Annotated in this window: 13 protein-coding genes; 4 read left to right on the plus strand and 9 right to left on the minus strand. The window is 44.9% G+C overall.

Annotated features, from left to right (window positions below):
• From AC58P7_RS30930 to AC58P7_RS30940, 3 genes are read left to right on the plus strand one after another with little or no spacing between them, the layout of a single operon-like run.
• Nucleotides 1–1,629: a response regulator gene (locus AC58P7_RS30930; RefSeq protein WP_497349852.1), complete on the plus strand. Its 1,629-nt coding sequence runs from the start codon at nt 1–3 to the stop codon at nt 1,627–1,629.
• A 52-nt stretch (nt 1,630–1,681) separates the two neighbouring features.
• The gene (locus AC58P7_RS30935) at nt 1,682–2,113 is read left to right on the plus strand and encodes a hypothetical protein (protein ID WP_497349854.1); all 432 of its coding nucleotides are present in this window, start codon (nt 1,682–1,684) and stop codon (nt 2,111–2,113) included.
• Entirely contained in the window at nt 2,113–3,186 is a 1,074-nt protein-coding gene (locus AC58P7_RS30940) for a phosphodiester glycosidase family protein (protein ID WP_497349856.1), read from the plus strand. The genes AC58P7_RS30935 and AC58P7_RS30940 overlap by 1 nt, the downstream gene beginning before the upstream one ends.
• 275 nt (nt 3,187–3,461) lie before the next feature.
• Here the strand turns inward: AC58P7_RS30940 and AC58P7_RS30945 are convergent, their stop codons facing one another.
• On the minus strand, nt 3,462–3,716 hold the full coding sequence (locus AC58P7_RS30945) for an AbrB/MazE/SpoVT family DNA-binding domain-containing protein (protein ID WP_171630099.1): 255 nt from the start codon (nt 3,714–3,716) through the stop codon (nt 3,462–3,464).
• 192 nt (nt 3,717–3,908) lie between these two features.
• Complete coding sequence (trmL, locus tag AC58P7_RS30950; RefSeq protein WP_497349858.1) at nt 3,909–4,373, minus strand: tRNA (uridine(34)/cytosine(34)/5-carboxymethylaminomethyluridine(34)-2'-O)-methyltransferase TrmL; 465 nt, start codon at nt 4,371–4,373, stop codon at nt 3,909–3,911.
• Nucleotides 4,374–4,516: 143 nt separating this feature from the next.
• Between trmL and AC58P7_RS30955 the strand changes: the two genes are divergently transcribed.
• Nucleotides 4,517–5,230, plus strand: a complete 714-nt coding sequence (locus AC58P7_RS30955; RefSeq protein ID WP_310501922.1) for a winged helix-turn-helix domain-containing protein — start codon at nt 4,517–4,519, stop codon at nt 5,228–5,230.
• Nucleotides 5,231–5,554: 324 nt separating this feature from the next.
• Here AC58P7_RS30955 and AC58P7_RS30960 read toward each other — a convergent pair whose 3' ends face one another.
• From AC58P7_RS30960 to nrdI, 7 genes are all read right to left on the minus strand, one after another.
• The gene (locus tag AC58P7_RS30960; protein ID WP_497349860.1) at nt 5,555–7,099 is read right to left on the minus strand and encodes an MDR family MFS transporter; all 1,545 of its coding nucleotides are present in this window, start codon (nt 7,097–7,099) and stop codon (nt 5,555–5,557) included.
• Between the two features lie 55 nt (nt 7,100–7,154).
• Nucleotides 7,155–7,895: a hypothetical protein gene (locus AC58P7_RS30965; RefSeq protein WP_497349862.1), complete on the minus strand. Its 741-nt coding sequence runs from the start codon at nt 7,893–7,895 to the stop codon at nt 7,155–7,157.
• A gap of 25 nt (nt 7,896–7,920) precedes the next feature.
• Entirely contained in the window at nt 7,921–8,598 is a 678-nt protein-coding gene (locus tag AC58P7_RS30970; protein ID WP_497349864.1) for a polymer-forming cytoskeletal protein, read from the minus strand.
• A gap of 13 nt (nt 8,599–8,611) precedes the next feature.
• Complete coding sequence (locus AC58P7_RS30975) at nt 8,612–9,241, minus strand: YhbD family protein (RefSeq protein WP_497349866.1); 630 nt, start codon at nt 9,239–9,241, stop codon at nt 8,612–8,614.
• 457 nt (nt 9,242–9,698) lie between these two features.
• On the minus strand, nt 9,699–10,685 hold the full coding sequence (nrdF, locus tag AC58P7_RS30980) for a class 1b ribonucleoside-diphosphate reductase subunit beta (protein ID WP_497349868.1): 987 nt from the start codon (nt 10,683–10,685) through the stop codon (nt 9,699–9,701).
• A 21-nt stretch (nt 10,686–10,706) separates the two neighbouring features.
• Nucleotides 10,707–12,791, minus strand: a complete 2,085-nt coding sequence (nrdE, locus tag AC58P7_RS30985) for a class 1b ribonucleoside-diphosphate reductase subunit alpha (protein ID WP_497349869.1) — start codon at nt 12,789–12,791, stop codon at nt 10,707–10,709.
• A complete protein-coding gene (nrdI, locus tag AC58P7_RS30990; protein ID WP_056609533.1) occupies nt 12,778–13,137 on the minus strand; it encodes a class Ib ribonucleoside-diphosphate reductase assembly flavoprotein NrdI in 360 nt (119 codons plus the stop codon). The genes nrdE and nrdI overlap by 14 nt, the downstream gene beginning before the upstream one ends.
• Between the last annotated feature and the right edge of the window lie 21 nt (nt 13,138–13,158).

A 13,158-nucleotide genomic window follows, 5' to 3' on the forward strand; every position in this document is an offset into this window, starting at 1 on the left:
ATGAAAGTATTACTTGTAGATGATGAGAAACATGTCCGAGATGCGATCCGATTGCTTGTAAATTGGAAGCAATATGGGATTGATACCATTCTGGAAGCACCTGATGGTGAAGCAGCTATTACGCTCGTTCGCAGTGAGCATCCTGAGATTATTATGACGGATATGATGATGCCCATCATGAACGGTGTCAAGCTGCTAGAGTGGATGCATCGGCATGCCCCTGACTCCAAAACCATCGTCATCAGCGGCCACGACGACTTCTCTTTACTTCGACATACGGTGAAGTTTGGCGGAACGGACTATATTTTAAAACCGATTGATCCGGATCAGTTGAACGAGGCTTTGGATAAAGCTATACAAACTTGGCTCAAGGATGAGGAGCTCCGTCATACGAATCGCGAGCTGAATATCGAGGTTAATCAATTCAAGCCGATTTACTGGGACAAGTTGCTTTCGGCACTAATCGCCGAGCCAAGTACGTATGAACCGGTGTCTGAGCAGCTAGAACGCGAACTTCATTTATCCAGAAGCGTTGCAACGTGTCGTGTTGCCATTCTCTCTTTAGATACGATGGAAGCTAGTATTAAGAATAAATTTAGTCAAAATATCGATCTTCTTCTCTTCTCATTGATTAATATTTGCAATGAATTCATCGTTCCCCAGAAGCGCGGCTATGCGTTCCGACATTGGCATAATCCCAACGAAATCGTTCTCTTCTTATGGTCAGCTCCATCAATCGCAGAGGAACTGCTGTCGACCATTAATGATGGCATTCGAACTGCTCTGCATGCCCGTGTGGACTTTGGAATTGGGAGTGAACACAGCTTTCCAAATCAATTGAAATTGTCTTATCAGGAAGCGCGAGATGCGCTTCGGCAACGCAATCTGAAAGCCAAAGAAACTTGGATTCATAACAACTGGCAATCGACCAAGGCGTCACAAACAACACTGACGTTTCACCAATTTGAGGAGCAGACTCTTCTTGCCTTGCGAAGTGGGAATGTGGAACAGATTCAGGATATCGTTCAGCAATGGATCGACGCTGTACGAAGTTGCGAGATTATCACGCCCGAACAACTTGAACATTGGTGGGGCGAATATCGGGTGATGATGCGTCGCTGGGTTCAGCAGTTGATCCCCAATAGCCGCGAGGAAGAGATCCATCCGTTGCTCCTGGAGGATAGCGCAGCCGCGATAATTACACTCGACGAGAAAGGCATCCTATCCTTATCTCTCTGGCAGCAAGAGCTTACTCGGAGCCTCGTTCAAGTATCTAAGCTTCATCTTGAGCGTCAGCACAAGGACAACAATGTGATTTTTGAAATCGCCAGCTTTCTGGAGAAGCATTATCATGAGGATATTTCGCTTGCGGATATTGCCAGCCGCTTCTATCTCAGCCGCGAGTACATTTCGCGCAAATTCAAGCAGGAGTTTGAAGTCAATCTCTCTGATTACTTAGGGCAGATTCGGATGAGCAAAGCCAAAGTGCTGCTCTGTAATCCAAATCTTCGTATTTCACAAGTTGCTGAGATGGTTGGCTATCAGGATGAGAAGTATTTCAGCAAGGTTTTCAAAAAAATGTCAGGCATGACCCCCAATGAATATCGAAAAACAGCGAATTCTATCTAATATTCCGAGAAAATAATGGAATATGCTATACTAGTAGTAAGAGGTGATTTTCATGAGTATGCCCATGGAGAATGCAACGGCGAATTCTTTTCCCCGCACGTCGAAGGCAACTCGGGTCAAGAAGAAAACGTATGTCTTCCTATTTGTGGGTTGGGTCATGCTGATCGCAATCGGAGTAGCAGCTACGATGATGTACACAGAGCATCTGAGGCAACAAATATCGACCGATATCGCACAGCAAACCCAGCAGCAATTACAAGTCATTCAACAAGATTATCAGAAGCAAATCTCTCAATTGAAGGATAGTGTCACTTCCGATATGAAGACTTTGCAAGCCAAAGTAGATTCCTTGAATGAACTACTGGCTTTCACCAAAGATAGCGCTAACAGCAAGACCGATAATAGTAATCAACTTTATACGCAGCTAGCTGACGTCAAGAAGAAGCTAGATGAGCTGACCAAAAATCTGGATGTGTTGAAATAATGACAGCGAATTCCATTCAGCAAATCAACCGTGTTATGTTGCTTGCCAGTGCCCCCTTTCTAGGTATGCTGATTTGGCTGCTCTTTGTCTCCCTGCATATTTCCATCCCAGTAAAGGCTCCCGAGGCACAGACACCGATTAATTTCCATCAAGAAATGCTCGCCATGAACAGTCTGCTAACCCAATCGAATAACGATGCCGTTCAAACCAAAACCATTATTCAGCAGTATTTCCAGCTGTATGAGAAAAGCACGGCAGAAGTAACGGCCATGCTCCAAACGGCTGTTGCTACTGTCGTGAAACCCGGACTTATCTATGATGCACGTATTACAGCCAAGCTCGGCAGTCCAATTCGTCAAGCCAATTCTGACAATATCGACATTCAATTGTTCGCTTTGAATGAAAACCACTATTCAGGATATGCTCTTAAAGTAAACCTCAAAAGTGATAAAGCGATTAAGCTCGTCTTGGGGAACGATAAGCTCGGCTCCAGCGAAACAACCTTAGCCGCAGCCTCGCGTTATGGCGCCGTTGTTGGGATCAACGCAGGCGGCTTCGCGGACGACAATCGTGGCAAGCGCTATCCGTTGGATACCACGGTCATGAATGGGAAATATGTGAACGGCTTCTTTCCCACCAACAATGAGACGGCATTCATCGGTTTGAACAAAGATCGCAAGCTCATCGGCGGCAAGTTCAGCTCGCAGGCCGAACTCGACAAGCTAAACCCTTTGATGGGAACAACCTTCGTCCCTGTCCTTATGAAAAATGGCAGCAAGATGGCCATTCCCTACCAATGGCAGAGCTCACCTGCTAGAGCAGCTCGAACAGTAATGGCCAATTACAAGCATGATCAGCTTTTATTCCTTGTCACCGACGGTTACGATGAGAGTGGTAATTCCGGCGCTACGCTTGCTGAACTGCAAGACAAAATGCAGCAGTTAGGCGTCGTGGATGCTTACAATCTCGATGGCGGCGGCTCTACGACACTCGTCTGGGGCGGCAGCGTGATCAATCGACCTTCCGATGGTCGACTGCGACCGCTGGCTACGAACTTCTTATTTTTCAAATGACCCAAATTATTCACACAAATTTCGTTTCTTTTTTGGGGATGGTTGGGTATAATAAGCCTTAACTATGTGCAAAAATGTTTCTTTAACCCTATAGGAGGTGCAGCAATGTTCGGTTTATCCACAACATTTTGGCTCGTTAATTCCGTTTTTCTATTATTCATCGTCGCAATGATGACGGCTTCCTATAACGAGGACAAAACAAAAGGCCTTTAATATCAAGAAAAAAAGCATCCCCTTCTCCAACGGAGAAAGCGGATGCTTTTTCTTTTTAACTACTAGGCTCTCGCCTTAAGCAGGTTCATTTCAGTTATACAAACGCCGCAAATATAACGATCTTTGAATTCACTGACACTTTCCATGCTACCGCAGAACACACATTTCGGACGATATCTCTCGAGAATGATATGGTCACCCTGTACTAGAATTTCTACAGGATCTCCCTCATTCATTTGGTATCGTTTTCTTAACGATTTAGGTAATACGATTCGTCCCAATTGATCGACTTTTCGTACGACTCCAGCTGGCTTCATCATAGGACTTCACCTCTCTTTTCCCAGACGTTTTCTACGCTTCCGGCAATTTCACTTCGACCAACATATCTATATCGAGCTTACGAATTACTATTCGCCGTCTTTCATGAAATTCCTTCCGCTTAGGCCCCGAAAACTTTCTTTTCTTGTCAAAAATGTCGGTTCAGACCTAAAAAACATAGGTCCTCTGTCCTATTCGAGACCTACAAACCCGGTTTGGCGTAGTCCCTCATATACTATAATTGCCGCAGAATTGGATAGATTTAATGATCTAACGCTATCTGACATAGGTAACCGTATTAAGGTTTCCGGGTGCTGCCTTAACAGTTCCTCTGGCAGTCCTTTCGTCTCTTTGCCAAATACGAAAAAATCACCATCTTGAAACGTAAAGTCAGAGTAGCGTTTGCTCGCTTTCGTCGATGCGAAGAAGAATCTATGGCCTTGGTAAGCCGCCAATACCTCATCAAAAGAGTCGTGGTAGTCAATCTTCACCGAGTGCCAATAATCAAGTCCAGCGCGTTTCAGCGTCTTATCATCGGTATCAAATCCAAGGGGTCTGACCAAATGAAGATGAGTGCCTGTTGCGGCACATGTTCGTGAAATATTGCCTGTGTTCGCAGGAATTTCAGGTTCTACTAATACAATATGAAAAGCCATCTCTGTTCATTCACCTCATTCTCTATCCTATTATAACCTGTGGTGGATTGCAATTTAACACAGGGTTAACTTTATCTTAATATCGCGATGATAGAGGTACGTCATACTAGAATTATCCTTCATTAAAAGGAGCCTACCTAACGATGAAAAAGAAAATTCTTATTGTTGACGACGAGCCTTCCATCTCGATGCTAATTGAATTCAACCTCAAGCTTGCCGGTTTCGAGGTACACTGTGTGTTCGACGGGGAAGCTGTTTTCGGTGCGATTCAATCATTCCGTCCCGATCTCATCGTCCTTGATTTAATGCTGCCCAAAATGGACGGCTTACAAGTATGCCGCAAGCTTAGAAGCCAAAACAACCTCGTTCCAATCATTATGCTAACGGCGATGCAAGATCTTACCGATAAAATTGCTGGTTTGGACAATGGCGCCGATGATTACATGACGAAACCCTTCTCACCACTGGAGCTCGTTTCCCGCATTCAAGCAATCCATCGCCGTATTCAAACTTTGCCGTCCACCACGGAAGAAGCACCGATCGCGATTGGCCAAATCTCTGTTAAAGCAGAGCAGCGCGAAGTGACGATGAATGGTACGCCAATCGAGCTTACGCCGAAGGAATTCGAACTGCTCCTGTTCCTCTGCAAGCATCGTGGAAAGGTGCTTAGCCGACAACAGCTGCTTCATGGTGTATGGGACTATCATTTCCTTGGGGATACGCGTATCGTGGATGTCCATATCTCACATCTGCGCGATAAAATTGAGCAAAATGCTCGGCATCCTGAGTATATCATGACCATCCGCAACGTCGGCTACAAGCTGACTGAGCCTGTCATCAAGGAGTCATATGCTTGATTAACCATATTCATACGATGAAATCTTTGCTTTTTTCAACAAGAGGAACGTAGGTGCGCTATTGGTATGATTTCGTGGGTTTTTATCGTTGAGAGGAACGTAAGTACACTAATTATTTTATTTTCGCGGTTTCTGGCGTTTTTCGGAAAAATAAGATACTCACGTTCCCTCTCGATGTCCTATTCGCTCGTTTAGCAGCAATTAGCGAATCCTGGTACCCTTCCCTCTAAAACAGCAGCCCCATAGAAATGGTTATCCTCTTTTATTGCAAAAAAATAGCCTCATCAAAGTAGGATTAACTACTTTGATGAGGCCTCTTTCTTGTTAAGCTTTCTTTGCTGCTGCTTGCTCTGCTTGCTGATGTTCCACGGATTCAGTCAAGCGTTCTTTACTCATAAGGACAGCCGCAACGACAGCCAAGGCTGTTGGAATCAGTGCCCACATGAATGTATACGTAATTGAGGAGGACAGCCCTGCTGTGATTTTTTCTAACACTGGCGTAGGGATTTGGGCACGCATCTCAGGTGCAAGAAGTACCCGCGGATCACTGAGCGCTGGATTATCCGTCATCGCACCTTGCCCGCTTCCCGCGAAAATCTCCTTGAGCTTCGCTGTGAAATCATTCCGCTGAATGATTCCGAATAGTGTAATCCCTAGTGTCATACCCAGGGAACGAATGAAGGATACTGTAGCATTCACAGAACCACGTTGCGAAGGATCGAAGTGATGAATCGACGAATTGGAGAGTACTGAGAAGCTCGCACCGATACCAACACCGACGACAATCATGCAAAGCGTCACAAACCAGCGACTTGTATCAGGCTCAAGCTGCGTCAGCATGAACATACCTGCGGCTAGAACCACCACAAAGATCATCATAATGTTGCGGTATGGCATCTTATTCATTAAGAAACCACCGCCTACGGCGGAGAAAACAGAGCCTACCATCATAGGCAATAAAACGAGTCCTGAATTGGTCGCTGTTCCTCCAAGTACACCTTGAATATAAATAGGGATATACACAGACGCTGTAATAAAGCCCATCCCGCTCAATAAACCAAGCGCATTACTCGTTGTGAATAGGCGAACTTTGAACATCGGGAACGAAATAATCGGTTCGATGACTTTTCTCTCAATGAAGATGAAGGAAATCGTTAGAATCGTGAAAGCTGTAAAGAGTCCTACAATAAGACTGGAATCCCACGCATATTTATTCCCCCCAAGCTCAAGGGCGAACATTATGCTAACTACGGCACCAACAAGGGTAACGGCACCCCACCAGTCAATCTTCTGCTTCGTATGAATCGGTGATTCTTTGTAGAACATGGCGATGAAGATAAGTGCCAAGATACCAAGTGGAATATTTACATAAAATACCCAATGCCAGTTAATATAATCTGTAATATACGCGCCGAGTAACGGCCCAAAAATACTAGATAAACCAAATACCGCTCCGAACAAACCGCCTAGCTTTCCACGTTGCTCAACAGGTACGGTATCAAACATGATTGTGAAAGCGATTGGAATCAGAGCTCCCCCGCCGATCCCTTGGATCGCACGGTAAATGCTAAGCTGAACAATGCTTTCTGCTGTCCCACATAACATGGAAGCACATAAGAACACGATTAATCCAAAAATAAAAAATCGTTTGCGTCCGAACATATCGGACAACTTCCCGAAAATCGGCATGCCTGCCATTTCAGCGACCATATAGGCGGATGTAACCCATACAAACTTATCGAGTCCTCCTAGATCACCTACAATGGTTCCCATCGCTGTGGCAACAATTGTATTGTCCATCGACGACATCAACATGGCCAAAAGTAGACCCGCTAAGACAAAGCCTACTTTATTATCTTTACTCGTCATGCTTACACATTCCTTTACTATTTGTTTTCGTCTTACCATTTGATCTTACAGAATTCTATACCTTGCGTGATTCCTTCACAATGGCACCCTTCTTTTTCTCTAGATGCACCTTGTATTCAACCAAATCGACTTCACAACCGGGGCCAATGACGACTTGGTTACCGCGAACAACCTTGGCTCTCGTATGCTCCAAGTAAATATCATCGCCTTCAATGACCGAAACCGTGACCGCGGCATGCGGTGATGGTCGGAAGAAGAAGCTTAATGGATGAAGCAAACTTGCTTTGCGAATTCTAATCTTCTCTCCGCCGATCTCCTTCGCAGTGGAGTCTTGAAACAGTCTGATGTCGATCTCTCCTGCGTTAAGCAGCCCCCCAACATCAAACATACCCTTCAGCTTAAACACATCGACTTCGCAATCCCCGCCTGCTGCGATTTGGCCCTTTAGCGCGATCTCGGCTCCCTGCATATAGCCTCTCACTTCAATCGTCCCTGAACCCGTAAGTGAGCCAATTTCGGCATCACCACTAATGCTCACTGTCCCCGAATTTTTCATTGTATCGCTTTGAACATTACCCGTCAATGCAAATGTGCCCACAATGCCTGTATGGCCTGCCTGCAGATCACCTTCCATATCTAAGGTGCCGACACATTTAAGAAGACGGCATTTCATGTCACCTTCGATGATGCCTTCTCCAACAATTTTCACACGATCATAGAGGCCGCCTGCCGCGGTAGAACTGCCTGTAATGTTCAAATTACCGATCTTCGAACGTTTGTTTGCATCTTTTCCCATTGTACCTCAAACCCTCCTCTCTATGCTACAATTTTTCACTATGTTTCACTTTGGATCGTTTATCTTGCTCGAGCTTCGCCGTATATTCAATGAGTCCGATCTCACAGCCAGGTCCGATCGTGATATTCGCTCCTCTAACAACTTCAGCAGTTGTATACTCCAGATAAATATGATCGCCCTCGATCGTTTGAGCCGTCAAATGATTCCCGATGGCCATAGGCAGAATCTTCAACCATCGTGCCAAATCAATTCCCGGCTGCTTACGTATTTGGATTCGTTCTCCGCCGATCTCCGCAATTTTGCAATGCCCATGCAAAGTAACAATGATGGTATCCGCATTGAGTGTGCCAACTTGCAGTCTACCATTCGCATTAAACTTCTCTGCCTCACAATTACCTGTTATCGTTGTCGCACCATTTATTTCAAGGCTTTCGCCAGTATAATTACCCTCGATCTTGACCCTGCCATGAATACGGGTACGCTTCGCCTTCAGATTCCCTTGAATCGTTAGGGTTCCATTCATTTCAGCTGTTTCAGACGTGATGCTGCCATTCACTTCTGCTCGACCATTTAGATTAAAATCGGAGCAAGTGATGTCTCCTTCCAACCGTCCAAGGCCATCAATTTTGACCGCACGAAAGCTCCCGCCGTTCGAAGAACCTATCCCGGAAATCATCAAATTACGTTTCGTATCTGCTTGCATGGATTCCACCTCCTCACAATGTTGTTATTTTCAACTTCAGCTCTTCAATTTTCTTTGCTACTTGCACGCGGAGCACGACTTTCACGCCATGCTCAAAGTACAGCTCACTACCTGTCGTTACGAGTAGAAAAACCGTTAAGCCCATCTTACGAATAAAAATCAAATCACAGGGCTTTCCTTCGAATTTGGCATACTGCTCTTTCATCGTCAGAAGCAAGTGCTTGCCTTCATCGAGACTTAACTCACCGGATCGTAAGCAATCTTCTAACAGGAACAGAAACAACGTTTGTTCAAAGCTATAAACCGATGTGGTACCCAAAAATGGAGACGCATAGTCAATCGTTTGTAGAGAAACAATGTTTCGTTTCATTAACTCTATTTTATCTATTTTCATATCACTTGGAACGATAGAGAATACATCTGCGAGTTCGTCCAGGGATAAATCATCTTTCATGTTTAAAATTTTATCGATGCGAGCGAGCATCTGTCCCTTCGGGAAAAACGTTTCCTGACCAGTAAATGCGGATTTCCGAATAAACCATTCCTCAGGAACTAAGTTTTTACGTTTCCAGCGGTATAATTGACCATAAGATATGCCCGTTAGCTCTAAAAGCTCTTTTTTCGATATTAAATCCTCTTCCAACGTACATCCCTCCTTCACTTTTTAATGTAACATAACATTGTTACGCTGTAAAGGTGCCGATATAAGAATCTATGTGCACGATCCCACTCGCTCAGAATGCAGCTCTAAGAATGCTGAACTGAGCGATGGGGATAGTGGCGACAAAATAATCTATGAACACGATCCCACTCGCTCAGAATATAGCTCTATGAATGCTAACTGAGCGATGGGGATAGTGGCGATAGAAGAATCTATGCACACGACCCCACTCGCTCAGAATATAGCTCTATGAATGCTAACTGAGCAATGGGGATAGTGGCAATAGAAGAATCTATGCACACGACCCCACTCCTCCTAATACAAAGAACTCGTACAGCCTGTTTTCGAAAAAACAGGCTGTACGAGTTCTTGGCTGGTCCCTCTCAACTTATGTGAGGGGGGGTTGTGCAACTGCATGTTATTACTGGTACGAATAAGCCTAAAACACGAAATCATCATCCGTCAAAGCTTCAACGTGAATCGTACGCACATACCCATTCCCTTTTTTGGAGAAAAAGTCATGCTGTTTCGTCTTCGTGCTCAGTCCGTTCAATACAATCGGGTTGATGTCCTCTTCCGGGAACATCGGTTCAACACCTAAGTTCATGAACGCTTTATTCGCGTTGTAGCGCAAGAATGCTTTCACATCGTCCGCTAGTCCTAGTGGTCCGTACAAGCTATCTGTGTAGCCTTCTTCATTCGCATGAAGCTCTTTCAGCAGCGCACACAGCGTCGCATACGCCTCGTCCTGCTCAGCGGGACTTAGCTCCGCGTACACCTCTTGTGCGAGCACACCGATGTACAAGCCGTGGATGCTCTCATCTCGCAAAATCAAGTCAATGATTTCGCCGCTGCTCGTCATTTTACCCTGACCAGCCAAATACAACGGATAATAGAAACCGCTATAGAACAAATAGCTTTCCAGCAGAACAGACGAAGCCATCGCGAGATACAGCTCTTTGGTCGTTGTAATATTTTCATAGTAATGTGAAATCTTATTCGCCTTAAACTGCAAGTGTGGATTGCGCTCCACCCATTGGAACAGCTCGTTAATCTCTTCTGTCGTAGAAAGTGTAGTAAAAATCGAACTGTACGACTTCGCGTGAATTTGCTCCATCATCCCCATGAAGCTGAGCACAGCTTTGCGCTGCAGCCCATCTACATGCTCAAGAATCTTTGGCATCCCTACGCCGCCTTGCATCGTATCAAGCAAAGTCAGACCGCCAAGCACCTTCATATAGAGCTCACGCTCTACGGGGCTTAGTGTAATCCAGGACATTTTATCGTCAGACAGCGGAATTTCTTCATCCGTCCAGAATTGCATAATATTTTGATTCCAAAATGTAATTGTAAAATCGTCATCAGGACGGTTCCAGTTCACCGCTTTTTTGACGATGGGTTTATTAATGGTTGGTGCACTTGTCATGAATGGGTATCCCCTTCCTCATTATACCGAGCAGCTTACACATTCCTCAACGGATAGCTGATTGGTTCGTGTGTAGTAGAGCGATTTAAGTCCTTTGTGTGCCGCATACAGGTATAATTTGGCAAGTTGTCTTGTTGAAACATCACTGTTTACGTGTAAAATGGTCGAAATCCCTTGATCCACATGCGTTTGAATCTCCGAAATGAGATCAAGAATCTTGAACTGATCCATTTGATACGCGGATTTATAGTAGAAGAAATTGTCGCGCGCCATGAATGGCATCGGGTAATACGTTGTTGAGTTCGCATACGTACGCGTCTCAATCGGTTCAACAATCGGCATGACGCTGGACGTTGAATTCTGAATATATGAGATGCTTTGTGTTGGCGCTACAGCCAAACGGTATGCATGGTACAGACCGTGCTTCTGAACGCTCTCTTGTAACGCTCTCCAATCGCTTGGCGACGGAATCGGCATGCCTTCGAATAAAGCTTTCACTTTATCCGACACAGGGCGGTAATCGGTCTCTGTATAACGGGTAAAATAATTCCCATTCGCATATTCGGATAGCTCAAAGCCTTCAAATGATTGACCGGATTCTTTGGCAATCTCCATACTTTTCTCGATGGAATAGAAGTTCATTGCTGCGAAGAACGTACGAACGAAATCCTTCGCATCGTCACTTTCATAAGCGATTTTGTTTTTGGATAGATAACCGTGCAGGTTCATGACACCTAGACCAACAGAATGCAGCTCACGGTTCGCTTTGGCAACACCTGGTGCATTGCTAATCGTCGTCATATCACTCACCGAAGTTAAGGCGATCATGCCTTCGTGAACAGTTTCGCGCAGCTTTTTACGATCCATTACGTTCGCAATGTTCATGGAAGCTAGGTTACAACTAATATCGCGAAGAATCGTATCTTCTTGGCCATAATCATTAATTTCCGAAGTTTCCTGCAGTTGGAAAATCTCGGTACAGAGATTGGACATCTTGATCGTCCCGATCTCTTTGAGCGCGTGATCCTTATTCGCATTCGTACGGTTCATCATATATGGATAACCGGATTCCAGTTGGGTTGTCGCAATTTTGGTCAGCATATCACGCGCACTCATGACAGCTTTCTTTTTTACCTTTGGGTTCGCTAAGAGTTCATCGTACATAACATCCATATCAAGATCATCCATATGTTTGCCATAGGCTTGAAGCACGGTATAAGGCGCAAAAATATGTAAAGGCTTGTTCTCCTCCGCCAGCTTATAAAACTTATTAGGTACAATAAGTCCAATGGATAGAGTTTTCAAACGAGATTTCTCATCTGCGTTAATTTTCTTGCTATCTAGGAACTCCATAACATCCCAGCCAAAAATGTTGTAATACGCCGCGCCTGAGCCTTTGCGTTGACCCATTTGATCCGCGTAGGAGAACGCATCTTCCATAAGCTTAAGTACTGGAATAATACCTTTTGCCGCGCCTTCAACGCCTTTAATCGTTTCACCGCGTCCACGGAGCTTTGATAAATTCACGGCTACACCGCCGCCAATTTTGGAAAGCTGCATACACGTCGCTAGCACATAGTTGATGGAATTTAAGGAATCATCCATTTCGAGCAAGAAGCAGGATACCAATTCACCACGACGACTTTTTCCTGCATTTAGGAATGTAGGTGTCGCTGGCTGTAAACGTTGCTCCATCATAGACACAGCGAGTACTCGTGCCGTCTCCGCGTTTCCGCGTCCCAAGTAAAGGGCAACAATCGCTACGCGATCAGGGAAGTGCTCAAGATATAACGTCTTATCATCACTGCGCAAAGCGTAATCTGTATAAAATTTCGAAGCTGCCATATACGAAGCGAACTCGAATTGATTGTCATGTGCCACTTGATAAACGCTGTTAACTTCAGCTTCTGTGTATTTCTCATAAACGTTCTCATAGAAGTTATTGTCAATCATATAACGAACCTTGGAAGAGGTATCGGGGAATGTGAGGCTTTTGCTGTGGACTTCTTTCATGAATACTTCAACAGCTTCTTTATCCTTCTCTAATTGGAAAAAACCATCCGTACCTCGTTGCATTAATTCATTATTAAGTTCAATGTGCCGCAATTGCTTGTACCCCCTGAACAAATCGTTCTACATCATTTTTGGTGCCAGATAATTCGAATTTGGTTAAAACGGGAACATCGTAGAGCGCTGAGATCGTATCTGCGCTTTTGGCGAAGCCGTCTCCCCAGTTGCGATTACCGCTAGCTGCTACGCCTTGGAGACGAGAAGAGTTGCTTTCTAGGAATGAAGCTACCTTGGGTGGAATTTGACCAAAGCCGGTTGTATACGTTACAAGCACGAATGGCTCGTCCATTGTCATCGCTTCCTCAATTTGAACCGCGGGCATTTGAAGCTTCGCAATAAATCGGCGAACATTTCCAGTCTTCGAATCGTAAGCAATCAACATAGCTTCCGTCTCCTATCGTTC

Source organism: Paenibacillus sp. J22FR5 (assembly GCF_059691975.1).

What these genes read in the sequence shown, in the direction of transcription:
- AC58P7_RS30930 (WP_497349852.1), top strand. Translation starts at nt 1, where the DNA reads ATGAAAGTATTACTTGTAGATGATGAGAAACATGTCCGAGATGCGATC.
- AC58P7_RS30935 (WP_497349854.1), top strand. Translation starts at nt 1,682, where the DNA reads ATGAGTATGCCCATGGAGAATGCAACGGCGAATTCTTTTCCCCGCACG.
- AC58P7_RS30940 (WP_497349856.1), top strand. Translation starts at nt 2,113, where the DNA reads ATGACAGCGAATTCCATTCAGCAAATCAACCGTGTTATGTTGCTTGCC.
- AC58P7_RS30945 (WP_171630099.1), bottom strand. Translation starts at nt 3,716, where the DNA reads ATGAAGCCAGCTGGAGTCGTACGAAAAGTCGATCAATTGGGACGAATC.
- trmL (WP_497349858.1), bottom strand. Translation starts at nt 4,373, where the DNA reads ATGGCTTTTCATATTGTATTAGTAGAACCTGAAATTCCTGCGAACACA.
- AC58P7_RS30955 (WP_310501922.1), top strand. Translation starts at nt 4,517, where the DNA reads ATGAAAAAGAAAATTCTTATTGTTGACGACGAGCCTTCCATCTCGATG.
- AC58P7_RS30960 (WP_497349860.1), bottom strand. Translation starts at nt 7,099, where the DNA reads ATGACGAGTAAAGATAATAAAGTAGGCTTTGTCTTAGCGGGTCTACTT.
- AC58P7_RS30965 (WP_497349862.1), bottom strand. Translation starts at nt 7,895, where the DNA reads ATGGGAAAAGATGCAAACAAACGTTCGAAGATCGGTAATTTGAACATT.
- AC58P7_RS30970 (WP_497349864.1), bottom strand. Translation starts at nt 8,598, where the DNA reads ATGCAAGCAGATACGAAACGTAATTTGATGATTTCCGGGATAGGTTCT.
- nrdF (WP_497349868.1), bottom strand. Translation starts at nt 10,685, where the DNA reads ATGACAAGTGCACCAACCATTAATAAACCCATCGTCAAAAAAGCGGTG.
- nrdI (WP_056609533.1), bottom strand. Translation starts at nt 13,137, where the DNA reads ATGTTGATTGCTTACGATTCGAAGACTGGAAATGTTCGCCGATTTATT.